General features: G+C 59.2%; 26 protein-coding genes and 1 pseudogene. 18 read left to right on the forward strand and 9 right to left on the reverse strand.

Features of this window, described 5'->3' with window-relative positions; genetic code table 11:
* The first annotated feature begins 39 nt into the window (after positions 1 to 39).
* The 7 genes from Q7C33_RS00955 (at position 40) to Q7C33_RS00985 (ending at position 4,648) form a co-directional block, all read left to right on the forward strand.
* A complete protein-coding gene (locus Q7C33_RS00955) occupies positions 40 to 612 on the forward strand; it encodes an Rnf-Nqr domain containing protein (protein WP_407682685.1) in 573 nt (190 codons plus the stop codon).
* Positions 609 to 1,619 carry an electron transport complex subunit RsxB gene (gene rsxB / locus Q7C33_RS00960; RefSeq protein ID WP_407682686.1) on the forward strand — a complete coding sequence of 337 codons (1,011 nt, stop codon included), beginning with the start codon at positions 609 to 611 and terminating at the stop codon, positions 1,617 to 1,619. Before Q7C33_RS00955 ends, rsxB begins: the two co-directional genes overlap by 4 nt.
* On the forward strand, positions 1,606 to 2,592 hold the full coding sequence (locus Q7C33_RS00965; protein ID WP_323154682.1) for an RnfABCDGE type electron transport complex subunit D: 987 nt from the start codon (positions 1,606 to 1,608) through the stop codon (positions 2,590 to 2,592). Before rsxB ends, Q7C33_RS00965 begins: the two co-directional genes overlap by 14 nt.
* The gene (locus Q7C33_RS00970; protein ID WP_198797944.1) at positions 2,589 to 3,200 is read left to right on the forward strand and encodes an RnfABCDGE type electron transport complex subunit G; all 612 of its coding nucleotides are present in this window, start codon (positions 2,589 to 2,591) and stop codon (positions 3,198 to 3,200) included. The genes Q7C33_RS00965 and Q7C33_RS00970 overlap by 4 nt, the downstream gene beginning before the upstream one ends.
* Positions 3,193 to 3,723, forward strand: a complete 531-nt coding sequence (locus tag Q7C33_RS00975; protein WP_217861387.1) for an Rnf-Nqr domain containing protein — start codon at positions 3,193 to 3,195, stop codon at positions 3,721 to 3,723. Before Q7C33_RS00970 ends, Q7C33_RS00975 begins: the two co-directional genes overlap by 8 nt.
* The gene (gene nth, locus Q7C33_RS00980) at positions 3,720 to 4,358 is read left to right on the forward strand and encodes an endonuclease III (RefSeq protein WP_030142526.1); all 639 of its coding nucleotides are present in this window, start codon (positions 3,720 to 3,722) and stop codon (positions 4,356 to 4,358) included. The genes Q7C33_RS00975 and nth overlap by 4 nt, the downstream gene beginning before the upstream one ends.
* Positions 4,359 to 4,465: 107 nt before the next feature.
* The gene (locus Q7C33_RS00985; RefSeq protein WP_030142527.1) at positions 4,466 to 4,648 is read left to right on the forward strand and encodes a PA3496 family putative envelope integrity protein; all 183 of its coding nucleotides are present in this window, start codon (positions 4,466 to 4,468) and stop codon (positions 4,646 to 4,648) included.
* A gap of 54 nt (positions 4,649 to 4,702) precedes the next feature.
* Here the strand turns inward: Q7C33_RS00985 and Q7C33_RS00990 are convergent, their stop codons facing one another.
* On the reverse strand, positions 4,703 to 5,329 hold the full coding sequence (locus Q7C33_RS00990) for a response regulator transcription factor (RefSeq protein WP_030142528.1): 627 nt from the start codon (positions 5,327 to 5,329) through the stop codon (positions 4,703 to 4,705).
* Between the two features lie 478 nt (positions 5,330 to 5,807).
* Between Q7C33_RS00990 and Q7C33_RS00995 the strand changes: the two are divergent.
* Positions 5,808 to 6,048: pseudogene (locus tag Q7C33_RS00995) on the forward strand (hypothetical protein); the annotation flags it as partial.
* A gap of 166 nt (positions 6,049 to 6,214) precedes the next feature.
* Here Q7C33_RS00995 and Q7C33_RS01000 read toward each other — a convergent pair.
* Together Q7C33_RS01000 and Q7C33_RS01005 are read right to left on the reverse strand one after the other, a co-directional pair.
* Positions 6,215 to 7,432, reverse strand: a complete 1,218-nt coding sequence (locus Q7C33_RS01000; RefSeq protein ID WP_024779511.1) for an argininosuccinate synthase — start codon at positions 7,430 to 7,432, stop codon at positions 6,215 to 6,217.
* Between the two features lie 128 nt (positions 7,433 to 7,560).
* Complete coding sequence (locus Q7C33_RS01005; protein ID WP_030142530.1) at positions 7,561 to 8,562, reverse strand: flagellar protein MotY; 1,002 nt, start codon at positions 8,560 to 8,562, stop codon at positions 7,561 to 7,563.
* A gap of 187 nt (positions 8,563 to 8,749) precedes the next feature.
* Between Q7C33_RS01005 and pyrC the strand changes: the two genes are divergently transcribed.
* Positions 8,750 to 9,796, forward strand: coding sequence for a dihydroorotase (gene pyrC / locus Q7C33_RS01010; protein ID WP_030142531.1), 1,047 nt, complete (start codon positions 8,750 to 8,752; stop codon positions 9,794 to 9,796).
* Complete coding sequence (gene rnt / locus Q7C33_RS01015) at positions 9,793 to 10,470, forward strand: ribonuclease T (RefSeq protein WP_030142532.1); 678 nt, start codon at positions 9,793 to 9,795, stop codon at positions 10,468 to 10,470. Before pyrC ends, rnt begins: the two co-directional genes overlap by 4 nt.
* A 212-nt stretch (positions 10,471 to 10,682) precedes the next feature.
* On the opposite strand, the gene Q7C33_RS01020 is transcribed toward rnt, so the two are convergent.
* Positions 10,683 to 11,285, reverse strand: a complete 603-nt coding sequence (locus tag Q7C33_RS01020) for a peroxiredoxin (RefSeq protein WP_030140760.1) — start codon at positions 11,283 to 11,285, stop codon at positions 10,683 to 10,685.
* Between the two features lie 305 nt (positions 11,286 to 11,590).
* Here Q7C33_RS01020 and Q7C33_RS01025 point away from each other — a divergent pair, with 305 nt between their 5' ends.
* The gene (locus Q7C33_RS01025; RefSeq protein WP_003178704.1) at positions 11,591 to 11,809 is read left to right on the forward strand and encodes a bacterioferritin-associated ferredoxin; all 219 of its coding nucleotides are present in this window, start codon (positions 11,591 to 11,593) and stop codon (positions 11,807 to 11,809) included.
* 199 nt (positions 11,810 to 12,008) lie between these two features.
* A complete protein-coding gene (gene bfr / locus Q7C33_RS01030) occupies positions 12,009 to 12,482 on the forward strand; it encodes a bacterioferritin (RefSeq protein WP_003178701.1) in 474 nt (157 codons plus the stop codon).
* A gap of 225 nt (positions 12,483 to 12,707) precedes the next feature.
* Here the strand turns inward: bfr and grxD are convergent, their stop codons facing one another.
* The 3 genes from grxD to Q7C33_RS01045 form a co-directional block, all read right to left on the reverse strand.
* Positions 12,708 to 13,049, reverse strand: a complete 342-nt coding sequence (gene grxD, locus Q7C33_RS01035) for a Grx4 family monothiol glutaredoxin (protein ID WP_030140761.1) — start codon at positions 13,047 to 13,049, stop codon at positions 12,708 to 12,710.
* Positions 13,050 to 13,148: 99 nt separating this feature from the next.
* A complete protein-coding gene (locus Q7C33_RS01040) occupies positions 13,149 to 15,257 on the reverse strand; it encodes a molybdopterin oxidoreductase family protein (protein WP_407682687.1) in 2,109 nt (702 codons plus the stop codon).
* A gap of 131 nt (positions 15,258 to 15,388) precedes the next feature.
* Positions 15,389 to 15,676, reverse strand: a complete 288-nt coding sequence (locus Q7C33_RS01045; protein WP_030140763.1) for a hypothetical protein — start codon at positions 15,674 to 15,676, stop codon at positions 15,389 to 15,391.
* Between the two features lie 402 nt (positions 15,677 to 16,078).
* Between Q7C33_RS01045 and argF the strand changes: the two genes are divergently transcribed.
* On the forward strand, positions 16,079 to 16,999 hold the full coding sequence (gene argF / locus Q7C33_RS01050) for an ornithine carbamoyltransferase (protein WP_030140764.1): 921 nt from the start codon (positions 16,079 to 16,081) through the stop codon (positions 16,997 to 16,999).
* Complete coding sequence (locus tag Q7C33_RS01055; RefSeq protein ID WP_030140765.1) at positions 16,996 to 18,102, forward strand: ABC transporter ATP-binding protein; 1,107 nt, start codon at positions 16,996 to 16,998, stop codon at positions 18,100 to 18,102. Before argF ends, Q7C33_RS01055 begins: the two co-directional genes overlap by 4 nt.
* A gap of 105 nt (positions 18,103 to 18,207) precedes the next feature.
* On the opposite strand, the gene Q7C33_RS01060 is transcribed toward Q7C33_RS01055, so the two are convergent.
* Positions 18,208 to 18,990, reverse strand: coding sequence for a PhzF family phenazine biosynthesis protein (locus tag Q7C33_RS01060; protein ID WP_030140766.1), 783 nt, complete (start codon positions 18,988 to 18,990; stop codon positions 18,208 to 18,210).
* A gap of 184 nt (positions 18,991 to 19,174) precedes the next feature.
* Positions 19,175 to 19,645 (reverse strand): Cys-tRNA(Pro) deacylase, encoded by a 471-nt coding sequence (gene ybaK / locus Q7C33_RS01065; RefSeq protein ID WP_334597032.1) that lies wholly within the window; start codon positions 19,643 to 19,645, stop codon positions 19,175 to 19,177.
* Positions 19,646 to 19,959: 314 nt separating this feature from the next.
* Between ybaK and Q7C33_RS01070 the strand changes: the two genes are divergently transcribed.
* The 4 genes from Q7C33_RS01070 to glpD all read left to right on the forward strand — a co-directional run bounded on the left by Q7C33_RS01070 (position 19,960) and on the right by glpD (position 25,003).
* Complete coding sequence (locus Q7C33_RS01070) at positions 19,960 to 20,811, forward strand: MIP/aquaporin family protein (RefSeq protein ID WP_198798038.1); 852 nt, start codon at positions 19,960 to 19,962, stop codon at positions 20,809 to 20,811.
* Positions 20,812 to 20,887: 76 nt separating this feature from the next.
* Positions 20,888 to 22,393 carry a glycerol kinase GlpK gene (gene glpK / locus Q7C33_RS01075; protein WP_030140769.1) on the forward strand — a complete coding sequence of 502 codons (1,506 nt, stop codon included), beginning with the start codon at positions 20,888 to 20,890 and terminating at the stop codon, positions 22,391 to 22,393.
* A gap of 85 nt (positions 22,394 to 22,478) precedes the next feature.
* A complete protein-coding gene (locus tag Q7C33_RS01080; RefSeq protein ID WP_003204973.1) occupies positions 22,479 to 23,234 on the forward strand; it encodes a DeoR/GlpR family transcriptional regulator in 756 nt (251 codons plus the stop codon).
* Positions 23,235 to 23,464: 230 nt separating this feature from the next.
* A complete protein-coding gene (glpD, locus tag Q7C33_RS01085; RefSeq protein ID WP_407682688.1) occupies positions 23,465 to 25,003 on the forward strand; it encodes a glycerol-3-phosphate dehydrogenase in 1,539 nt (512 codons plus the stop codon).
* The last annotated feature ends 339 nt before the right edge of the window (positions 25,004 to 25,342 follow it).

The raw sequence follows: 25,342 nt of genomic DNA on the forward strand, positions 1-25,342 counted from the left end.
GCCTAATCTTGCTTACAGGCTCCTCATCACCAACGGACCATGACCGACATCCTCCTCTCCCTGTTCAGCGCCGCCCTGATCAACAACCTTGTGTTGCAATGGCCGCTGGGCATCGATCCGCTGCTAGAGGCCAAGGGCAGGCGCCAAGTCCACGCCTTGGGTCTGGCGACGGCGTGCCTGATGCTAATGGTCGGTACCTTCGGTTATATGGTCGACGCGTGGCTGTTGGCTCCGACACAGCTGACATCGCTCCGGTTATTCGCCTGGCTGCCGCTGAGCGTGCTGCTGATCGCGCCGTTGCTGCGCCTGCTGGCGCGCTGGCTGCCCTCACTGCCGTTCGATGGCTTGTGGCCGCTGTTGCTCGGTAATGCCGGTGTCCTCGGTGTCGCGTTGCTCAATGGACGAAGTGATCAGGGGCTGGGGTCTGCGATGGCTTTCAGCTTGGGCGCCGGGTTGGGCTTCTGGTGGGTGCTGAGCCTGTTCGACGACTTGCGCCAGCGTACCTTCAACAATGATATTCCCCTGCCCTTCCAGGGCCTGCCGATTCAGTTGATCAGCGCCGGATTGATGGCGGTGGCCTTCCTCGGATTACGCGGGCTGGTCAAGACATGAACCTGATCCAAAGTATCGACGCCCTGCTGCCGCAGACCCAATGCGGCAAATGCGGCCATCCCGGCTGCAAGCCCTACGCCGAAGGCATCGCCCAAGGCGAGCCGATCAACAAATGCCCCCCCGGCGGCGATGAAACCATCGCGGCCCTGGCCGAGCTGATGAAAGTGCCCGTGCTGGAACTGGACGCCAGTCGCGGCTCAGCGCCGGCGCAGATCGCCTTTATCCGTGAGGCCGAGTGCATCGGTTGCACCAAATGCATCCAGGCCTGCCCGGTGGACGCGATTGTCGGCGCGGCAAAACTGATGCACACCGTCCTCATCGACGAATGCACCGGCTGCGATCTCTGCGTGGCGCCTTGCCCGGTGGACTGCATTGAAATGCGGCCACTGCCGATGGAGACCGTGCTGCCGGTCGTCGGCGGCCTGGCCTTCAGCATCGAAGCGCTGCAAGCGCGTGCCGCCAAGCGCAACCACGCCCGCCAGCGCTTTGAACAGCGCAACGCGCGTCTGCGTCGCGAAGAGGAGCAGCGTCAGGCCGAGCGCCTGGCGCGGGTCCAGCGCAACGCTCAGGCTCAAGCCCAGCCCCTGGATCCGGTGCAAGCCGCGCTGGAGCGAGTGCGCGCGCAAAAAGCCGCCAGTGCCGATGCCGCGTTGAAGAAGGCCAAGATCGACCTGGCCATGAGCCGGGCACAACTGAACAAATCCTTGAAGGCGTTCGGCCATCCGCCCACGTTCGAGCAGCAGTCGCAATTGATCGTCCTGCAACGCCAGTTCGAAGCGGCGGAACAGGCGCTGGCCCAACTGGAGAGCACTACGCCGCCAGCCGCTGCCCTAGCTCCTGCGCCGATAAACGACGCCGATCTCAAGCGGGCCAAGATCCAACTGGCGATGCGTCGCGCCGAGCTTGCCAAGGCCCGGGCCGCCTCCGCTTCGGATGAGCAATTGAAAGCGCTGGAGCAAGCCGTGGAAGACGCCGAACGGCAGGTGGCCGCCCATGCCGCTTCCTGAGCCGCTGGATGAGCGACTGCGACAGGCGATGGGCCGGGTATTACTGGCGACCCTGCCGGGCGTGCTGGCCTTGATGTGGGTTTATGGCTGGGGCGTGATATTCAATCTGCTACTGTCCGGCCTCACCGCACTGGCGGTCGAGGCGCTGGTACTGCGTTTGCGACGCCGCCCACTCAAACCGCCACTGGGCGATGGTAGCGCACTGGTCAGCGCCACCTTGTTGGCCGTTGCCCTGCCGGCCTATAGCCCGTGGTGGCTGACGGTCACAGCGACCGCCTGCGCCTTGTTGTTTGGCAAACATGTGTGGGGCGGGGTCGGCAGCAATCCGTTCAATCCGGCCATGCTGGGATACGCCCTGGTCCTGTTGGCGTTCCCCCAACACATGAGCCAATGGCCGACGCTTCATGGCATCGGCCTGGGCGATGGGTTGCGGCACGTTGCTGGCATTGCCCAGGCACCCGACGGATGGGCTGGCGCCACTGCGCTGGACAGCCTGCAAATCAATCGAAGCCTGACCATCGACGAACTGTTTGCCAGTGACCCGGCGTTCGGTCGTTGGGGTGGGCGTGGTGTCGAGTGGGTCAACCTGGCCTTCCTCGCTGGCGGCCTGTTTCTGCTGCAACAACGCGTGTTCAGTTGGCACGCCCCGGTGGGCATGCTTGTCAGCCTGTTTACTGTGAGCCTGTTGTGCTGGAACGGGTCTGGCTCCGACTCCCACGGCTCGCCGCTGTTTCACCTGTTGACCGGCGCGACCATGCTGGGCGCGTTTTTTATCGTGACCGAGCCCGTGTCCGGGGCCAGGACGCCGCTTGCGCGGTTGTTGTTCGGCGCAGGCGCGGGGTTGCTGGTCTATCTGATTCGCACCTGGGGCGGCTTCCCGGATGGCGTGGCGTTTGCGGTGCTGTTGATGAACCTCGGTGTCCCGGCACTGGACCGCTTCGTCGAGGCGCGGCAAAGACGGTCGCCGACATGAAGAAAACCGCGGGCATTGCGATCCTGACCTTGCTGGCCGGCCTCGGTATCGGCGCCACGTACCTTGTGCAGATCAATACCACCGCGCGCATCGAAGCCCAGCGGCAAATCATCGCCAACAGAACGTTGCTCGACGTGTTGCCAGCCGGCCAATATGACAACCAGCCACTCGCGCAGTCTGTTGTCGCAGCCCCTGTGGTATTGCCCCACAGCACGCTGCTGAACGGTTACCTGGCGACCCGCGGCGGCCAGCCCACGGCTGTGCTCTTGCGCAGTCAGGCACTGGGTTATGAAGGCAGTATCGAATTATTGGTCGCCATCGACCCCACCGGCCGACTGCTGGGCGTGAAAACCCTGCGCCAGTCGGAAACCCCCGGCCTGGGCGCGGCGATCGCCGGTTGGCCGAACAGCTGGCTACAGATGTTCCAGGGCAAGACGCGCCAGGCGCCAACGGATGAAGGTTGGGCCTTGAAGAAGGACCAGGGCCAATTCGATCAACTGGCTGGCGCGACGGTGACGTCCCGGGCAGTCCTTGAAGCGGTCCACGATGCGCTGCGTTACTTCGACGAGCACACGGTTCAATTGACCGGAGCGATAGAGCATGATTAAGCCTGCGTCCTGGTCCCGCGGCCTCGTGCTCGTTCCCCTGGTAGGCGCCAGCGACTCGTTGGTCAATGCGCTGGCCCTATGGGTTGCCTGGGTTTTGATCAGCCTCGCCCACGGCTCGGCAATGACATTTTTAAGGACACGCCTCTCAGTCCGCCAGCAACTCCTCGCATCCATCGTCCTGGCAGCCACAATGACCGCTTGCGCAGACTTGCTGGCACAAGCCTGGATGTTGGAACGGCACGACGCGTTGAGTTTGTATATCGGATGGATCGCGCTGAGCTGCGTGACACTGGAACGCCTGACAGTCGTCGAGACCCGCATGCTTGCTTATCTCAGGCTGGCGGGACAATTCGGCCTGCTGATCACCAGCCTGGGCGCTCTGCGCGAGATGATCGGCGCAGGCGTCCCATTGGCCCTGCTCGTCCCCGGCGGATTCATCCTGCTCGGCCTGTTGCTCGCCGCCTACCAAGCTTGGACTTCCACTCCGCCCCGTTCACCCCTAGAGGAAAAGCCGCGCCCATGAACGCCGCAAAACGCCTGGAAATATTTCGTCGCTTTCATGAAGACAACCCGGAGCCGAAGACCGAACTGGCCTACTCCTCTCCGTTCGAGCTGCTGATCGCGGTAATTCTGTCGGCCCAATCCACCGATGTTGGCGTCAACAAGGCTACGGCCAAATTGTTTCCTGTGGCCAATACGCCACAAGCGATCCATGCCCTGGGCGTCGAAGGGCTGTCCGAATACATCAAGACCATCGGGCTGTTCAACAGCAAGGCAAAAAACGTGATCGAGACCTGTCGCCTGCTGATCGAGCGCCACGGCGGCGAGATCCCCCAGACCCGCGAAGAGCTGGAAGCCCTTCCGGGCGTCGGCCGCAAGACTGCGAACGTGGTGCTCAATACCGCTTTCCGGCAATTGACGATGGCAGTCGACACGCACATTTTCCGCGTCAGTAACCGGACTGGACTGGCCCCGGGCAAGGACGTAGTAGAAGTGGAAAAGAAGCTGATGAAATTCGTTCCCAAGGAATACCTCCTGGATTCCCATCATTGGCTGATCCTGCATGGACGTTACGTCTGCCTGGCGCGCAAGCCCCGTTGCGGGAGCTGCCGGATCGAAGACCTGTGCGAGTACAAGCACAAGACATCCGACGATTGATGCGCTATTGCTTTTGTTTATCCGTCGATTGAAAAAATCTTTTTTACCCGCCGGTGGTTTATCGCTATAAGGAGCGCGAATGGCAGTCTTAGCCTGGAGCCGAACCCATGAGTACTGGCAAAGAACAACTGGATGTAGAAGACGATTTCATCGCCGTTGAGGCTGACGACGCGGAACCGGTGGTGGTGGAAGTGGCAAAAACCAACCTGAGCAAACGCCGCACCATCGATAACCTCCTGGAAGAGCGTCGCTTGCAGAAGCAACTGGCCGATTACGATTTTGACCTCTGACACGTAAAAGCCTCCCTGGTGGAGGCTTTTTACCGTGTGCCTGTGGCCCTGAACTCAGACCAATCCATTTCGCTGGGCCAATTCGATCAGGTCGACCAGCGAGCGGGCGTTGAGTTTCAACAACAGGCGGGTCTTGTAGGTGCTGACGGTCTTGTTGCTCAGGAACATCGCGTCCGCTATTTCCTTATTGGTTTTTCCGCGAGCCAGTTGCTGCAGGACCATCATTTCTCTCCCGGACAAACGGTTCACCATCTCGGACTCACTGGCATTGCCAAGACTTGAACGTACCGTGTGCAGCGCCTGGTTGGGAAAGTAACTGTAACCCGACAGCACGGCCTTTATTGCACTTAACAACTCGGTCAGGTCCTGTTGTTTGCAAACATAGCCCGCTGCCCCCGTCTGCATGCAACGCATCGAAAAATGCCCGGGAGCCTGGGACGTCAATACCAATACTTTCAAGGGTGAAGGATTGACGGTCAGGCGTGCGATGACTTCCAACCCATCCAACTTCGGAATTCCAATATCCAGGATAACGATATCGGGCATTTGTTCCCGGGCAATCTGTAATGCATCAACGCCATTATCCGTTTCGGCGATAACTTCATATCCATGACGCTCCATTAGTAAACGTACAGCAAGACGAATGACGGGGTGATCATCCACGATCAGCACTTTATTCATGGGCAAATCCAATTTCGCTGTTCGAATTTTTAGAGCATGCACAATAGCCTAGTCATTTTCCCTTGGCATGCCGCTCCCCCTGAGCGCTCGCAGCGAAAGACATAACCTACAAACATCACAGAAAATTCCTACAAATAATCCGCAAAATAATGTGGCATGAATTTTCCGAAAAAATCGAAGCGGCGAATCTGACGCACCGACCCTCCTATGAATGACGCGACCTTTCCTGCACAACAAAACACATTTCAGTTCACATCGACAACATACTCATAAAAAGTAACTGATTTATTTATAGACAAACGGTAAAAATTTCACTCAATCGAATCAGCTTCTGTATAAAAAGAATGGCTCAACACCCTCGACTTAAAAGACGTCATTGTGCTTTTTTGGCCAGGCTGTTTTGTTTAGAGCCAACACATCAAACCCACTCGATTAAAACTTCAATCACCGAGCATAAAATTATCCATGAGCATTTATTATGAACAACACCCAAAGAACCATTACCAACCCCATGACGTTGATTGCCATACTGGCAACGTTATCAGAAACATCCGCAGCGATAGCCTTGCCCTTCCTGGATGATGAAGATCGTGAATGCTATATCTGGTTCCTGATCGGTTTTCCCTTTTACTTGTCGCTGCTGTTTTTTCTCACACTCAACTTTAATTACCGTTCTCTGTATACCCCTTCGGACCTTCATAAAAGCAAACACCTCAAAAAGACCACGAACGGCTCCGCCGGCCGACGCGGCCATGCATTACGTCGAGGGAGGAAAAACCAGCGTCATTTGATGCGTCTTCGTCGGAGAAGAAAACCGTGACCCTGTTCGACGGACAAAAAAACGGCCTGCTCATGGCAGGCCGTTTTTCATTGAACCGGATCAGATCAGAACAGCTTGCGACCCTTGTTCGCCGCGATACGCATGCGCAAGGCGTTGAGCTTGATGAAACCGGCCGCGTCGGCCTGGTTGTAGGCACCGCCGTCTTCTTCGAAGGTCGCGATGTTGGCATCGAACAGCGAATCGTCGGACTTGCGCCCGGTCACGATCACGTTGCCCTTGTACAGCTTCAGGCGCACGACACCATTCACGTTGACCTGGGAGGCATCGATCATCTGTTGCAGCATCAGACGCTCCGGGCTCCACCAGTAGCCGGTGTAGATCAGGCTGGCGTACTTGGGCATCAACTCGTCCTTCAAGTGAGCCACTTCGCGATCCAGGGTGATCGATTCGATCGCCCGGTGAGCGCGCAGCATGATGGTGCCGCCTGGGGTTTCGTAGCAGCCACGGGACTTCATGCCGACATAACGGTTCTCGACGATGTCCAGGCGACCGATGCCATGCTCGCCGCCGATACGGTTCAGGGTCGCGAGCACGGTGGCCGGGCTCATTTCCACGCCGTCCAGCGCGACGATGTCACCGTTGCGGTAGGTCAATTCCAGGTATTGCGGGGTATCGGGAGCCTTCTCAGGGGAGACGGTCCAACGCCACATGTCTTCTTCGTGCTCGGTCCAGGTGTCTTCCAGAACGCCGCCTTCATAGGAGATGTGCAGCAGGTTGGCATCCATCGAGTACGGCGATTTCTTCTTGCCGTGGCGCTCGATCGGAATCGCATGCTTCTCGGCGTAGTCCATCAGTTTTTCACGGGACAGCAAGTCCCACTCACGCCACGGGGCGATGACTTTCACGCCGGGCTTGAGGGCATAGGCCCCCAGTTCGAAACGCACCTGGTCATTACCTTTACCGGTGGCACCATGGGAAATGGCGTCAGCGCCGGTTTCGTTGGCGATTTCGATCAGGCGCTTGGCAATCAGCGGACGGGCGATGGAGGTACCCAGCAGGTACTCGCCTTCGTAAACGGTGTTGGCGCGGAACATCGGGAACACGAAGTCACGGACGAACTCTTCGCGCAGGTCATCGATGTAGATTTCTTTGACGCCCATGGCCTGGGCCTTGGCGCGTGCAGGCTCGACTTCTTCGCCCTGCCCCAGGTCCGCGGTGAAGGTCACCACTTCGCAGTTATAAGTGTCCTGCAGCCACTTGAGGATCACCGAAGTGTCCAGGCCGCCGGAATACGCCAGAACGACCTTGTTTACGTCCGCCATGCCATCACTCCACGGGTTGTACGGAAAGCCGGGAAGTCTAACGTCCAGCGCGGATAATTTACAGAGGCGCGACAGCTTATGACGACGAAGCGACAGATTATGTCGATTGAGCGACGATCAGGACGGGGTCAGGAAGTGCGTGCAGTTGCCGCGGCAGGCGCAGCCGTCTTGGCCGGAGCAACCGGCGTCGGTGCCTTGCCCGGCGCAGCAGCGGGCGCCACGGCAGGAGTAGCTGGCGCTGGCGCGGCTGTTGGTGGCTGAGGAGCCGGGGCCTGGGTAGCCGCTACACGCTCGAGCTGAACGACGACACGGCGATTCTTGGCCCGATTGGCTGCGTTGGTGTTGGGAACCAGCGGATAGCGCTCGCCGTGGAAACGCACGGTAAATTGGGACTCCTGGAAACCGTTGGCCTTGAAGAAATCCATGACCGCCAGCGCACGACGACGTGACAACTCCCGGTTGGTCAGACGATTGCCGCTGTTGTCGGAATGGCCGTCAAGCTCGACATGATTGACGCTCGGGTCAGCCTTGATGAAGTCGAGCATGACCTGCAACTGGGCCTTGGCCTGGGCGTCGAGCTCAACCCCCTCGCCCGGAAAACCGATCTGGGTCTGCTTGATCTGCTCGAAGTTCTTCGGCAACAGTTTCGCTACACAGCCCTGGTAATCGTTGAACGCCTTGTTGAAGCGCACAGGCAGCAGCCGGACTTCGGATACGCGCCCATCCTCGGTATTGCGTCGAATCACCGGACTGCGTCCCTCCATCAGCCCGCTGATCAGACGGCCCGCCTGTATTTGGGAGCTATTGAACAACACGTCGCCACTGCCGATCCGGACCGAGCCCAGATTGATGTCGCCCCGTCCCGGCTGCCACGGCGCCGCAGCCGCCAACAACGTCGCGGAGCCACCACCGAGCATCGGGTTATACGCCTTGAGCCGGAACGTAGCCTGCTCGCCCGCCTTGCGCACGAATTCGCCGCTGCCAAAATCGGTGATCGGCTGACTCAGCCGGCACTCGAACTTGTCACCTTCGACCGTCCACTCAATGCTCTCCAGACGGGTCTGGAAAGTGAGCGCCATCGCAGGAAGGCTGGCAAACACACTGAGCAAGGCTAGATAACGCTGGCGCACGGGAGGCTCCACTGGCTTTTATACGGAAATCGAAAACGCTGGGCATGCCGTTTGGCCGAGACAAGGCACAAAATCGCGGCACACCTGAAGGGGCTATCGGTAACTTGCGGCAAAACTTGATAGCGGGTGCCCGGATCAGTCTTTTCCGGTAGCATTCCCCGGAGATTTACCCGCCTGGAAGCCCCCCATGTCCGACCGCCTGACCCTGCTGCGTCCCGACGACTGGCATATTCATCTTCGCGATGGTGCTGTGTTGACCCATACCGTCGCCGATGTCGCGCGCACTTTTGGCCGCGCCATCATCATGCCCAACCTGGTTCCGCCCGTGCGCAACGCCGCCGAGGCCGATGGCTATCGCCAGCGCATCCTGGCCGCGCGCCCGGCCGGCAGCCGCTTCGAACCGCTGATGGTGCTTTACCTCACCGACCGCACCCAACCCGAGGAAATACGCGAGGCCAAGGCCAGCGGTTTCGTGCACGCGGCCAAGTTGTACCCGGCCGGCGCTACGACCAATTCGGATTCCGGCGTCACCAGCATCGACAAGATCTTCCCGGCGCTGGAGGCGATGGCCGAAGTCGGCATGCCGTTGTTGATCCACGGCGAAGTGACCCGGGGCGATGTCGATGTGTTCGACCGCGAGAAAATCTTCATCGACGAGCACATGCGCCGCGTCGTCGAGCGTTTCCCGACCCTCAAGGTTGTGTTCGAGCACATCACCACGGGCGATGCCGTGCAGTTCGTCAACGAGGCCCCGGCCAACGTTGGCGCAACCATCACCGCCCATCACCTGCTGTACAACCGCAACCACATGTTGGTGGGCGGGATCCGGCCACACTTCTATTGCCTGCCGATCCTCAAGCGCAACACCCATCAGGAAGCCTTGCTGGACGCGGCCACCAGCGGCAGCGCCAAGTTTTTCCTCGGCACCGACTCGGCACCCCACGCCCAGCACGCCAAGGAAGCGGCCTGCGGTTGCGCCGGCTGCTACACCGCCTACGCCGCCATCGAGATGTACGCCGAGGCGTTCGAGCAGCGCAACGCCCTGGACAAGCTCGAAGGCTTCGCCAGCCTGCACGGCCCACGCTTCTATGGGCTGCCGGTGAACACCGATCGTATTACCCTGGTCCGCGACGAGTGGACCGCCCCTGCCAGCCTGCCGTTTGGCGAGCAGACTGTCATCCCGCTGCGCGCCGGTGAAAAACTGCGCTGGCGCCTGCTGGAGGAAAACGCGTGAGTGAAGATCATTTCGACGACGAACTGGACGGCAATGGCGGCTCGGGCGGCCCTCGCCACCCCATGGCTGCCCGCTTCCGGGGTTATCTGCCGGTTGTGGTCGACGTAGAAACCGGTGGTTTCAACTCAGCCACCGATGCGCTGCTGGAAATCGCCGCGACGACCATTGGCATGGACGAGAAAGGCTTTGTCTTCCCCGACCACACCTATTTCTTCCGGGTCGAACCGTTCGAAGGCGCCAACGTTGAAGCAGCCGCCCTGGAGTTCACCGGGATCAAGCTCGATCATCCGTTGCGCATGGCGGTCAGCGAAGAAACCGCCCTGACCGACATCTTCCGTGGCGTGCGCAAGGCGCTGAAAGCCAACGGTTGCAAGCGAGCGATCCTGGTCGGTCATAACAGCAGCTTCGACCTGGGCTTCCTCAACGCCGCCGTTGCACGCCTGGACATGAAGCGCAATCCGTTTCACCCGTTCTCCAGCTTCGACACCGCGACCCTGGCGGGCCTGGCATACGGCCAGACGGTATTGGCCAAGGCCTGTCAGGCGGCCGACATCGATTTCGATGGCCGCGAAGCCCACTCGGCCCGCTACGACACCGAAAAGACCGCCGAGCTGTTTTGCGGCATCGTCAACCGGTGGAAGGAGATGGGTGGCTGGCAGGATTTCGACGACTGATATAGAGCTAGGCTTAGCTCTTTGTGGCGAGGGGATTTATCCCCGCTGGGTCGCGAAGCGGCCCCAAACCTGCCAACTGGGTGTGGCGGACTCACCTTTTTGGGACTGCTGCGCAGTCCAGCGGGGATAAATCCCCTCGCCACAGTATGTATTCAGCCACCCATAAAAAAACCGGCCCATCGAGGGCCGGTTTTTTTATGCCGCGGTTGTGCTTACAGCTTGTCGCCGTGCTCACCCAGGTAAGCGGCTACGCCTTCAGGCGATGCAGTCATACCCTTGTCGCCTTTTTTCCAGTTGGCCGGGCAGACTTCGCCGTGCTCTTCGTGGAATTGCAGGGCGTCGACCAGGCGGATCAGCTCTTCCATGTTACGGCCCAGCGGCAGGTCGTTGATGATCTGCGAACGAACGACACCTTTGTCGTCGATCAGGAACGCGCCACGGAAGGCCACGCCGCCCTCGGACTCAACGTCGTAGGCCTTGGCGATTTCGTGCTTCATGTCGGCAGCCATGGTGTATTTCACCGGGCCGATGCCGCCTGCGTTGATGGCAGTGTTGCGCCAGGCGTTGTGGGTGAAATGCGAGTCGATCGAAACAGCGATCACTTCCACGTTGCGCGCCTTGAAGTCGTCCATGCGGTGATCCAGGGCGATCAACTCGGACGGGCAGACGAAGGTGAAGTCCAGCGGGTAGAAGAACACCAGGCCGTATTTGCCTTTGATGGCCGAGGACAGGGTGAAGCTGTCGACGATTTCGCCGTTGCCGAGGACGGCGGGAACGGTGAAGTCAGGGGCTTGTTTGCCTACGAGTACGCTCATTGGATATCTCCTGGTGTAGTAACGTGAAAACAAGGTCCGCGCCAGCCTGCCACCTCCAGGCGACAGCCCTGTGACACGAACCCGCTTCGCAAGGACCGACCATCATACACCGCACGTTTGGACTGTCCTCAACGGTTTTTCCACGGCATCGAAAATCTGTTGCGCATGATCGACTCTCCAACCGAAAACCGTTCGTCAGCCCGAAGCAAAGGTGATGAAAGAGTCCTAGAAACCACTTTGACAATCATTCTCGTTAACATTAAGATCCGTCTCAATTGAGTCACAACCAGCGACGGTTCTCACTTATGTATGTATGCCTCTGCACTGGCGTCACCGACGGGCAAATCCGCGAAGCGATCTATGAAGGTTGCTGCAGCTATCGCGAAGTCCGCCAGGCCACCGGCGTAGCCAGCCAATGCGGTAAATGCGCCTGCCTCGCCAAGGAAGTGGTGCGTGAAACCCTCGCCAAAGTACAGACCGCCCAGGCCTCGATCCCTTATCCGGTAGAATTTACTGCCGCATAAATCCAGCTTTTTGAAGAACCGGACTCAATGTCCGGTTTTTTTATGCCTGTAAATCAAATGGTTAGGTGCCAGACGCGGAACTCAAACATTCTTATTCCGATTAATTTTCATTTATTATTCAAATACTTAGGTTTGACACCGGTAAATGCGCGGCTCAAACTCTGCCTTATACACAGCTATTACAGGGCAGGCCGTTACCATGAAAGGCGACATCACAGTCATCCAGCATCTCAACAAGATCCTCGCCAATGAGCTGGTCGCGATCAATCAATACTTCCTGCATGCGCGCATGTATGAAGATTGGGGCCTGAACAAGCTGGGCAAGCACGAATACCACGAATCGATCGACGAGATGAAACACGCGGACAAGCTGATCAAGCGCATCCTGTTTCTCGAAGGCCTGCCAAACGTCCAGGATCTTGGCAAGCTGCACATCGGTGAACATACCCGCGAAATGCTTGAATGCGACCTGCGTATCGAACGCACTGGCCACGCCGACCTCAAAGCCGCCATCGCCCACTGCGAAAGCGTCGGTGACTTTGGCAGCCGCGAACTGCTCGAAGATATTCTCGAATCCGAAGAAGAACACATCGACTGGCTGGAAACCCAACTGGGCCTGATCGACAAAGTGGGTCTTGAGAACTACCTGCAATCGCAGATGGGCGAAGAATAAGCTTCCCAGAAGCAAGCCACTAAAAAGCCCCGCCCTCTTTCGAGGCGCGGGGCTTTTTGTTGCCCGAATTTCAAACCACTGAAATCCATCGTGGGAGCGAGCTTGCTCGCGATAGCGGTGGATCAGGCAAAAAAATACTGACTGACCTACCGGTATCGCGAGCAAGCTCGCTCCCACAAGGGTTCGTGTTCACCACAACCGGTGTAATGAACAGAACCTCATGAATCAGGCTTCGGACTTGTTCGCCGCTGCTGCTTCAACAGCTGCCTTGATCGTGGTTTGCAGAGAACCGTCAGCCGCCATCTCGGTCATGATGTCGCTACCACCGATCAGCTCACCACCCACCCACAGCTGTGGGAAGGTTGGCCAGTTGGCGTACTTTGGCAGGTTGGCGCGGATTTCCGGGTTCTGCAGGATGTCCACGTAGGCGAACTTCTCGCCACACGCCATCACCGCCTGAGCAGCCTTGGCCGAGAAGCCGCATTGCGGGGCATTCGGCGAGCCTTTCATGTAAAGCAGGATAGTGTTGTTGGCAATCTGGTCTTTGATCGTTTCGATGATATCCACGGAGCACCTCGGCTTGAACTTTGCGACTACAGATGTCGACACGGTGGCGCATTGTAACGGAAAGCCGAGCACCCTGCTCGGTCCGCCCCAGGGACAATTTTACGCAGCCGCGACCTTCACCGGAACCCCGTTGAGCGCCGCATTCCCGGACAGCTCATCAAGCTGACAGTCATCCGTCAGGTCGTTGGCACTGGAACCGGGTTGCCCGCTGGCGATGGTCATCTGTACACCCGGGCGGGCGTGGCCCCAGCCGTGTGGCAGGCTGACCACGCCTTTCATCATGTCCTGGCTGCCCTGCACTTCCACTTCAATCATGCCTACGCGAGAACTGACCTTCACCCGCTGCCCATCGACAAGGCCTCGGCTGGCAAGATCGTCCGGGTGCATCAGCAACTGGTGACGCGGCTTGCCTTTCACCAGCCGATGAAAATTATGCATCCAGGAATTGTTGCTGCGCACATGACGACGGCCAATCATCAATAGCTCGTCGGACGCTGGCGGCGGCAACGCGGCAAAACGTGCCAGGTCGGCGAGGATCACCGCTGGCGCCGCCTGTACCCGGCCGTTTTCGGTTTTCAACCGGGAAGCCAGGTTGGGCTTGAGCGCACCGAGATCGATGCCGTGGGGATGATCGAACAGCGTCGCCAGGGATAATTTGTGCGGCGATGCATCCCCGTACGCACCCGCCCGCAGGCCGAAATCGATCATCTGCGCGGGCGGCATGGTCGGCTTGAGTTCCTTGCCAGTCCGGCCAGCAAAGGCTTTTGCCAGGCCAACGAAGATCTCCCAATCGTGCAATGCACCTTCGGGCTTGGGCAGGATCGCTCGGTTGAAACGAGTGACGTTGCGCACCGCGAACAGATTGAAGGTGGTGTCGTAATGATCGTTTTCCAACGCTGAAGTCGATGGCAGGATCAAGTCGGCGTAGCGCGTGGTCTCGTTGATGTACAGGTCAATGCTGACCATGAACTCAAGTCCGTCCAACGCCTGTTCGAGCTGTCGCCCGTTGGGCGTGGACAAGACCGGATTGCCGGCCACGGTCACCAGTGCGCGGATCTGTCCTTCGCCCTCGGTGAGCATTTCTTCGGCAAGGGCCGAGACGGGCAGCTCGCCAGCATATTCGGGGCGCCCGGATACCCGGCTTTGCCAGCGATTGAAATGGCCGCCCGAGGTGGTCGCCACCAGGTCAACCGCCGGCTCGGTGCACAGCGCACCGCCCACCCGATCGAGGTTGCCGGTGACCAGGTTGATCAGTTGGATCAGCCAATGGCACAGCGTGCCAAAAGCCTGGGTTGAAACCCCCATCCGCCCATAACACACCGCCGACGGCGCGGAGGCGAAATCCCGGGCCAACTGACGGATCTGTGCGGCCGGAACGGCACAGAGAGGGCTCATCGCCTCGGCGGTAAAGGTTGCAACGGCCTGGCGCACTTCGTCGAGGCCATCCACCGGTAAATGGCTGTCGCGGGTCAAGCCTTCGCTGAACAGTGTGTTGAGCAAGCCAAACAGCAGCGCGGCGTCGCCACCAGGACGTACGAAGATGTGCTGGTTGGCGATGGCCGCTGTCTCGCTGCGCCGAGGATCAACCACCACAACCTGGCCACCACGGGCCTGGATCGCCTTCAGGCGCTTCTCCACGTCCGGTACGGTCATGATGCTGCCATTGGAGGCCAGCGGGTTGCCGCCCAGGATCAACATGAAGTCGGTGTGGTCGATGTCCGGGATGGGCAGGAGCAAACCATGCCCATACATCAGATGGCTGGTGAGGTGATGGGGCAACTGGTCCACCGAGGTCGCCGAGAAGCGGCTGCGGGTCTTCAACAGGCCCAGGAAATAATTGCTGTGGGTCATCAGCCCATAATTGTGCACGCTGGGATTACCCTGGTAGACCGCCACCGCGTTCTGGCCGTGACGCTCTTGAATGCTCGCGAGGCGATCAGCCACCAATGCGAAGGCTTCTTCCCAGGCAATCGGCTGCCACTCGCTGCCGACCCGCCGCATCGGCTGGCGCAACCGGTCCGGATCGTTCTGGATGTCCTGCAGGGCCACGGCCTTGGGGCAGATGTGGCCACGGCTGAAACTGTCCAGCGGATCGCCCTTGATCGAAGTGATCGCCAGGCCCTGGCCTTCTGTTTCAGTGGTTTCGAGGGTCAGGCCGCAGATGGCCTCGCACAGGTGGCACGCACGGTGGTGAAGAGTCTTGGTCATGGCCAGTCTCTGTTTTATTCGTGGCGGGCATTGTTGGCCGCGGGAGCAAAACTATGGCCCGTGATCCTCCACAGCGCCAGCGACGTTCGTCCCGTGAATCGCCGGGCATCAGGCCCGCCGATGAAGCGGCGTCAGGGCTGTTCGGGCGGCGGCGCCAGCAACTGGATTTCCTCGATGGTCTCCACCTGCTCCTGGGCGATGGGCACCCCGGTCAATTCGCCGATCAATCGCCAATGTTCGTCGAGCCCACTGCTGATGGTGGCCATGCGGTCGATCATTCGCCGGCCAGCGGCCTTGGTCACTTCGTCATCACTGCGCAACAATTCGAATGACATGGACGTCACCGAAGCGGTGAGGTGCGTCAGGGAGCGTGCCGTCAGCCCCAGCAATTCCATCAGTTGTTGCTCTTTCAAATCCATTTCGGGGCTCCTGCATCTCGGGATTCATTTATAACCCAGCCCCCTGCATTAGGAAATATTTCACGTCAGACAACAGACAGGCGCGCCAAAGACTGGCCTCCACAATCGCTCGCCAGATAGACAGCCACCCGCCCAGCTTGATTGCCAAGGGACTCGACGCCAGTGTACAAATGGGTCGCTGCTGTCAGGAAACCGGCCTCGACCATGCCATTGCAACTCTGTGATGGCTTCGCTGAAATCCCTTAAAACCGTAGCCCTATTGGTAAGACGCGACATTTAATGTCAATATCGCGCCTTCCCCTATTTTCGTCGCCCCGTGCGGCTTTTGCCGCAGGTCTCGCCCGTTTTTTCGTTAAACAAGGCTTTGAGCATCTGCGGTCAGTAACAAAAAGGTAGTCAATCATGAGCGCAAGGCACTTTCTCTCCTTGATGGATTTCACGCCCGAAGAGTTGCTCGGCGTCATCCGTCGAGGCGTGGAGCTCAAGGACCTGCGTAAGCGCGGCGTACTGTTCGAGCCCTTGAAAAACCGTGTGCTGGGGATGATTTTCGAGAAGTCATCGACCCGCACGCGCATTTCATTTGAGGCCGGCATGATCCAACTCGGTGGCCAGGCGATCTTCCTCTCGCCCCGCGACACACAGTTGGGCCGTGGCGAGCCGATCAGCGATTGCGCCATCGTCATGTCGAGCATGCTCGACGTCATGATGATCCGTACTTTTGCACACAGCACCCTGACAGAGTTCGCGGCCCACTCCCGCGTGCCGGTGATCAACGGCTTGTCCGATGACCTGCACCCTTGCCAACTGCTTGCCGACATGCAGACATTCCTCGAGCACCGCGGCTCCATCCAAGGCAAGACCGTGGCCTGGGTCGGTGACGGCAACAACATGTGCAACAGCTATATAGAAGCAGCGATGCAATTCGACTTCCAGTTGCGTATTGCCTGCCCCGAAGGTTATGACCCCAATACCGAACTGCTCGCCAAGGCCGGTGACCGGGTGTCCATCGTGCGTGATCCGAAGCTGGCCGTGGCCGGTGCGCACCTGGTGAGCACCGACGTCTGGATATCCATGGGACAGGAAGAGGAAACCGCCAAGCGCCTGAAGCTGTTTGCCCCGCTGCAAGTCAACCGCGCCCTGCTCGACCTGGCGGACGCCGAGGTGCTGTTCATGCATTGCCTGCCAGCCCACCGTGGCGAAGAGATCAGCCTCGACTTGCTGGATGACCCGCGCTCCGTGGCTTGGGACCAGGCGGAAAACCGTCTCCATGCGCAGAAAGCCCTGCTGGAATTCCTGGTCGAGCCGGCGTACCACCACGCATGAGCCATTCATTGCTGCTGAACCTGCAAAACCTGGCCTGCGGCTACCAGGACCAGCGGGTCGTACAAAACCTCAACCTGCACCTCAATGCGGGCGACATCGGTTGCCTGCTCGGCTCGTCCGGATGCGGCAAGACCACGACCTTGCGGGCCATCGCCGGGTTCGAGCCCGTACACGAAGGCGAGATCCAGTTGGCCGGGGAAACCATCTCCCGCGCGGGTTTTACCCTGGCACCGGAAAAACGCCGCATCGGCATGGTGTTCCAGGATTACGCGCTGTTCCCGCATTTGAGCGTCGCCGAGAACCTGGCGTTTGGTATCCGCAAGCACCCTGAAAAGGACCGCGTGGTCGACGAACTGCTGGAACTGGTCAACCTGAAGAACCTGGGGAAACGCTTCCCCCATGAACTCTCCGGAGGCCAGCAACAACGCGTCGCACTCGCCCGGGCACTGGCGCCCGAACCGCAATTGCTGCTGCTCGACGAACCCTTCTCCAATCTGGACGGCGAGCTGCGACGCAAGCTCAGCCATGAAGTCCGGGACATTCTCAAGGCCCGGGGCACCAGTGCGATCCTGGTCACCCACGATCAGGAAGAAGCGTTTGCCGTGAGTGATCATGTCGGCGTGTTCAGGGAAGGTCGCCTGGAACAGTGGGACACGCCTTACAACCTCTATCACGAACCACTCACGGCCTATGTCGCCAGCTTCATTGGCCAGGGCTATTTCATCCGGGGACAGCTGGATAGCCCGGAATCGGTGCAAACAGAATTGGGCGCACTGCGCGGCAACCGGGCCTACACCTGGCCGGTTGGCTGTGCCGTGGATGTGTTGCTGCGCCCTGACGACATCGTCTACGCGCCAGACAGCCCGCTGACGGCCACCATCGTCGGCAAGACCTTCCAGGGCGCTTCAACCTTGTATCGCCTGCAATTGCCGACGGGTGCGCAACTGGAATCGATCTTCCCGAGCCATGCCGACCATCTGGTCGGCGCCACTGTCGGTATTCGCGTGGCGGCCGAGCACTTGGTGCTGTTCCAGGCCTCGGGTAGCACGGCGGCACACTTGCCGCCGGTGGAAAGCGGTGTGCGGCGGTTCAGCACTGTGTAGGCGCTGCCGAAGGCTGCGATCTTTTGATCTTCTGTTTGATTCAGTGGGCCTGAAAAAGATCGCAGCCTCGCTTCGCTCGACAGCTCCTACCAGATGTATCGGGCATTAGCCCAGCGACAACGTCCCGCTGGCCACCAACGTCGCATTGCCGCCGATCTTCACTCGCTCGCCTTCCAACCGACAAAACAACGCCCCGCCCCTGGCCGAGCATTGATAAGCCGTCAGCCCCAGCTTGCTCAGGCGTTTGGACCAGTATGGAATGAGGCTGCAATGGGTCGATCCGGTCACCGGGTCCTCGTTGATACCAATCGCCGGAGCAAAATAACGCGAGACAAAATCGTGCTTGCTTCCCGGTGCGGTAACGATCGCGCCCGGCCACGGCAGTTTCGCCAGGGCCGTCATGTCCGGCTTGCATTCAAGGACAGCCTGTTCCGATTCCAACACCACGAACAGTTCGTTCGAGCTCAGCACGTCCACCGCCTCGACACCCAAGGCATTCTGGACCGCCAGTGACGCGCCCAATTCAACGGGCACGATGGCCGGAAAATCCAACCACAGCCGATCACCTTCCCGGGTCACGCTCAGGGCACCGGATTTACAGATGAAATCCAGTCGCTCCGAAGCTTCTTTATATATCTCGAACAACACATAGGCGCTGGCCAGCGTGGCATGACCACACAACGGAACTTCAGTGGTTGGGGTAAACCAGCGAATGTGCCATTGCTGGTTCTCTCGCACCAGGAACGCGGTCTCAGCCAGGTTGTGTTCAGCGGCTATTTTCTGCATCAACTCATCGGCGAGCCAGGCATCGAGGCGATAGACCATCGCAGGGTTACCGCCGAAAGGCCGGTCACTGAACGCATCGACCTGATGAAACGCAAGCTGCATGGCACTTCTCCTTTTTTATTGATGCGCGAGCATGATCGGTCACGGCACCGTTTAACCAGTGACAGATCCGCAGAATTTTCGCCCTACAGCGCATAAAAAATCCGACATCCTTTCAGCCTTGAAGACTCCCTCCATTGTGAGGCGCGCGCTCCTGCCGGGTGGCGCAGCTGCTACAAACCTTCAGTCAGGCACGTCCAATATCAGCAAACTTCGCCCCGGTATGCTCCGCCAATACCGCAGGCGCCAATTCGACTTCCAGGCCACGTCTCCCCGCGCTGACGAACATATGGGTGAGCGGCTGCGCGGAACTGTCGATAAACGTGCGCAGGCGCTTTTTCTGTCCCAAAGGGCTGATGCCCCCCAGCAAATAGCCGGTCGAGCGCTGTGCGGCGGACGGATCGGCCATCTCGACTTTCTTCACCCCGGCAGCATGAGCCAGTGCTTTCAGATCCAGGCTCCCCGCCACTGGCACCACAGCCACCAGCAGCTCGCCTTTTTCGCTGGTCGCCAGCAAGGTCTTGAATACCTGCGCCGGGTCCAGTCCGAGCTTTTCCGCCGCCTCCAAGCCATAAGACGCGGCCTTGGGATCGTGTTCGTAGCTATGAATGCGATGTTCGGCGCGCACCTTCTTAAGCAGATCCAACGCAGGGGTCATGACCATTCCTTACAGGGAAACGAATGGCAAAATTCTATGCGATCAGCGAGCAAAAGGCTTTGAGGACATTGCTTTCAGTGTCAAGACGCCCTGCGCCAAAGAATCATTCACAGCACGAATAATCCAAATATGACCAATGGTTCACTTTCGACCTTTGACAGCAGCGTTTCTTGTCTATATTTTTTCGAAACTGAAAGCAGAAACACGTGTCTCAAGAAACAACCCGAGGGCAGGCTGAACATCAGGTCCCCTGGCGAAGAACGCGCAACCAGGTTTATCGGCGGCGCAAGACAAGAAAAAGAATTGAGGTTTGAATGGCTACTGCTTTAGAACAACCGTCCCTCTCCAGCCAGTGCCTGGCAGAATTCCTGGGGACGGCCCTGCTGATATTCTTCGGCACGGGTTGCGTTGCGGCGCTCAAGGTCGCGGGTGCCAGCTTCGGACTATGGGAAATCAGTATCATCTGGGGCGTCGGCGTCAGCATGGCGATCTACCTCAGCGCTGGCATTTCCGGCGCGCACCTGAACCCCGCCGTCAGCATCGCCCTGAGCCTCTTCACTGACTTCGAAAAACGTAAACTGCCCTTCTATATCATTTGCCAAGTGGCCGGCGCTTTTTGCGGCGCGCTGCTGGTCTATACGCTGTACAGCAACCTTTTCTTCGATTTCGAACAGTCCCGTCATATGGTTCGTGGCACAGAAGCGAGCCTCGAGCTGGCTTCGGTATTCTCCACCTACCCTCACTCCGCGCTATCCACTGGCCAGGCGTTCCTGGTGGAGGTGATCATTACCGCTATCCTGATGGGCGTGATCATGTCCCTCACCGATGACAACAATGGCTTGCCCCGAGGGCCGCTGGCACCGCTGCTGATCGGCCTGTTGATCGCGGTGATCGGCAGCTCGATGGGCCCCTTGACGGGCTTCGCAATGAATCCAGCGCGAGACTTCGGTCCAAAACTGATGACTTTCCTTACTGGCTGGGGTGAAATTTCCCTCACTGGCGGACGCGACATTCCGTACTTCCTGGTGCCGATCTTTGCGCCGATTGTCGGGGCATGCCTGGGCGCAGCCGCGTACCGCGGATTGATCGCGCGCCACTTGCCAAGCCCCTTGGCTACGGGAAAGGATGCAGGATCTGCCATCGACGGCAAACCCAGAACGTCTTGAAACAACGGGTGCGCCGCCTGCCCCTCACTGCGCGCCCCATGGCTCCACCCCTTATTTACGTCCCAAGGCAATCGACATGACCGACATTGAGAATAAGAACTACATCATTGCCCTCGACCAGGGCACGACCAGCTCACGTGCGATTATTTTCGACCGTGACGCGAACGTGGTCGGTACCGCCCAACGGGAATTCGTCCAGCATTATCCGCAGCCTGGCTGGGTCGAACATGATCCGATGGAGATCTTCGCTACCCAGAGCGCAGTCATGGTAGAGGCGTTGGCCCAGGCCGGCCTGCATCACGACCAAGTCGCCGCCATCGGCATTACCAACCAGCGCGAAACCACCGTGGTCTGGGACAAGAACACCGGGCGCCCGATCTACAACGCCATCGTCTGGCAATGCCGACGCAGCACCGAGATCTGCCAGCAACTCAAGCGTGACGGCCACGAGCAATACATCAGCGAAGCCACCGGCCTGGTCACCGATCCGTATTTCTCCGGCACCAAGCTCAAATGGATCCTCGACCACGTCGAGGGCAGCCGTGAGCGAGCGCGCAACGGCGAACTGCTGTTTGGCACCGTGGATAGCTGGCTGATCTGGAAATTCACTGGCGGCAAGGTCCATGTCACCGACTACACCAACGCCTCGCGCACCATGCTCTTCAATATCCACACGCTGGAGTGGGATGCGAAGATGCTCGACATCCTCAACATCCCTCGAGAGATGTTGCCGCAAGTCAAATCCTCCTCCGAGATCTACGGTCGTACCAAAAGTGGCATCGCCATCGGCGGCATTGCCGGCGACCAGCAGGCCGCCCTCTTCGGCCAGATGTGCGTGGAGCCGGGCCAGGCAAAAAACACCTACGGCACCGGCTGCTTCTTGTTGATGAACACCGGCAACAAGGCCGTCAAATCCAACCACGGCATGCTCACCACCATCGCCTGCGGCCCTCGCGGCGAAGTGGCCTACGCCCTGGAAGGCGCGGTCTTCAATGGTGGCTCCACCGTGCAATGGCTACGCGACGAGCTGAAAATCATCAACGATGCCCTCGACACCGAATACTTCGCCAACAAGGTCAAGGACAGCAACGGCGTTTACCTGGTGCCGGCCTTTACCGGCCTGGGCGCACCGTATTGGGACCCCTACGCCCGCGGCGCCCTGTTCGGCCTGACCCGTGGCGTGCGAGTCGATCACATCATTCGCGCCACGCTGGAATCCATCGCCTACCAGACCCGCGACTTGCTTGACGCCATGCAGCAAGACGCCGGCGAACGCCTCAAATCCCTGCGCGTGGATGGCGGCGCGGTGGCCAACAATTTCCTGATGCAATTCCAGGCCGATATCCTCGGCACTCACGTCGAACGCCCGAAGATGCGCGAAACCACGGCCCTTGGCGCTGCGTACCTGGCCGGCCTGGCGTGCGGTTTCTGGGGCAGCCTGGAAGAGTTGCGCGGCAAGGCAGTCATCGAGCGCGAATTCGAACCGCAACTGGATGAACAAGCGAAGGAAAAACTCTACGCCGGTTGGAAAAAAGCCGTCAGCCGCACCCGCGACTGGGAACCTCACGAAGACGCTGAATAAGGCCCGATAAAACTCTGAAACTGGTCGGGAGGGCGTTCCTGCGGCATCATGGGCAAATTTTGTATGGCAGCCCAAAGGAAGCCCCATGAATCTGCCTCCCCGCCAGCAACAAATCCTCGAGCTTGTCCGCGAACGCGGCTATGTCAGCATCGAGGAAATGGCGCAATTATTCGTCGTTACCCCACAGACCATTCGCCGCGACATCAATCAACTGGCGGAAGTGAACCTGCTGCGCCGCTACCACGGCGGCGCCGCCTATGATTCAAGCGTGGAAAACACCGCCTACGCCATGCGCGCCGATCAGATGCGCGATGAGAAACAACGCATCGCCGAGGCGATCGCTGCACAGATTCCCGACCACGCCTCGTTGTTCATCAACATCGGCACCACCACCGAATCCATCGCTCGGGCGCTGCTCAATCACAATCATCTCAAGGTCATCACCAACAACCTGCACGTAGCGTCGATCCTCAGCGCCAAGGACGACTTCGAAGTCCTGATCGCCGGCGGCAATGTACGACGCGACGGCGGCGTGGTGGGCCAGGCCTCCGTCGATTTCATCAACCAGTTCAAGGTCGACTTCGCCCTGGTGGGCATCAGCGGAATCGATGAAGACGGCAGCCTGCTGGACTTCGACTACCAGGAAGTGCGGGTATCCCAAGCCATCATCGCCAATGCCCGACAGGTATTGCTGGCGGCGGACTCGAGCAAATTCGGACGCAACGCCATGGTTCGCCTGGGCCCGATCAGCCTGATCGATTGCCTGGTGACCGACCAGCAACCGGTGCCAGCCCTGGCGCAGTTGTTGAGCCAGCACAAGATTCGGCTGGAAGTGGTCTAGCTCCGCCCCCTGTATCCAGTTCCTGTGGCGAGGGGATTTATCCCCTCGCCACAAAAGCACTTCCACCCACATCCCCACCCTTCGTGTTCGAAAATTTTCCTTTCAGCCCCCTTCGATCAGTATTTTCAATCGAATTCGACTGGCTGCGGCCGTGCTTATGGGCTAGTATTTTCGCAAATGAACATAAATGTTCGAATTCAAATATTTCGAAAAGAGCCCGAGGCCAGCCGATGCCCACTTCCACCTTGCCTACGCCCCCTATCGCCGAGATCTACGACATCGCCGTCATTGGCGGCGGGATCAATGGCGTGGGGATTGCCGCGGACGCTGCCGGTCGCGGTCTTTCGGTGTTCCTTTGCGAAAAGGACGACTTGGCCAGCCATACCTCATCGGCCAGCAGCAAGCTGATTCATGGCGGCCTGCGCTATCTCGAACATTATGAATTCCGTCTGGTGCGTGAAGCCCTGGCCGAACGCGAAGTGCTGCTGGCCAAGGCCCCGCACATCGTCAAGCAGATGCGCTTCGTCCTGCCCCATCGCCCGCACCTGCGTCCGGCCTGGATGATTCGCGCCGGCTTGTTTCTCTACGATCACCTGGGCAAGCGTGAACAACTCGCCGGCTCCAAGAGCTTGAAGTTCGGCGCCGACAGCGCCTTGAAAAGCGAGATCACCAAAGGCTTCGAATATTCCGACTGCTGGGTCGACGACGCACGGCTGGTAGTGCTCAACGCCATGGCCGCCCGGGAGAAAGGTGCGCATATCCATACCCGGACCCGCTGCATCAACGCTCGCCGCAGCAAGGGCTTGTGGCATTTGCACCTGGAACGTGCCGACGGCAGCCTGTTTTCGATCCGCGCCAAGGCATTGGTCAACGCCGCCGGCCCGTGGGTGGCCAAGTTCATTCGGGATGACCTGAAGATGGAGTCGCCCTACGGCATCCGCCTGATCCAGGGCAGCCACCTGATCGTGCCGAAACTCTACGAAGGCGAGCACGCTCACATTCTCCAGAACGAGGACCAGCGCATCGTCTTCACCATTCCCTACTTGAACCAATTTACCTTGATCGGCACGACTGACCGCGAGTACACGGGCGATCCGGCGAAAGTAACGATTACCGAAGGCGAAACCGACTACTTGTTGAAAGTGGTCAATGCGCACTTCAAGAAACAGCTCAGCCGCGAGGATATCTTGCACAGTTATTCCGGCGTCCGCCCGCTGTGCAACGACGAGTCCGACAACCCTTCCGCCGTGACTCGGGACTACACCCTCTCACTTTCCGGGGGCGGCGAAGAGGCGCCGTTGCTGTCGGTGTTCGGCGGCAAACTGACCACCTACCGCAAACTGGCCGAATCGGCCATGGCGCAACTGGCCCCTTACTTCACACAGATGCGCCCAAGCTGGACCGCCGTCGAGGCCCTCCCCGGCGGTGAAAACATGACCACGCCACAGGCGCTGTGCTCGGCGATCCGCGACAAATTCGACTGGCTGCCGACCGACATCGCCCGCCGCTGGGCCACGACCTATGGCAGCCGAACCTGGCGCATGCTCGAGGGCGTGCACAGCCTGGCCGATATGGGTGAACACATCGGCGCCGGCCTCTACACCCGGGAAGTCGATTACCTGTGCAGCGATGAATGGGCAGTCGATGCCCAGGACATCCTGTGGCGCCGCAGCAAGCTGGGCTTGTTCACCACCGCTCCCGAGCAACAGAAGCTCCAGCAGTACCTGGATAAGGTCGAGCACAACCGCCGCAAGATCGAAGCGGCCTGAACGTAACCCGCTAAACCAAAAGCCCTTGAAATCCGGCGATTCAGGGGCTTTTTATTGTCTGTAATCCGTCATGGACTTGTGGGAGCGGGCTTGCTCGCGAAGACGGCGGCCCCTTCTACATCATCGTTATAGATGGACCGCTTTCGCGAGCAAGGCCGCTCCCACAAGGATCGAGAAGCCCGTGAGGAATTCGGTTTTCCGAACACGACCCGGCAGTCAGTTCGGCAAACCGGATAAACAACGCTTAAAAAAGCTGAAACAAAACATTAATTTCCTTTAAAAACAGCCAGATAGCACCAAGCCACTGGCTTGGCACGACTCATGCTCTACACTCCTCGA

It is taken from the genome of Pseudomonas sp. BP11-1-1, from assembly GCF_052112105.1.
GTDB lineage: Bacteria > Pseudomonadota > Gammaproteobacteria > Pseudomonadales > Pseudomonadaceae > Aquipseudomonas > Aquipseudomonas alvandae.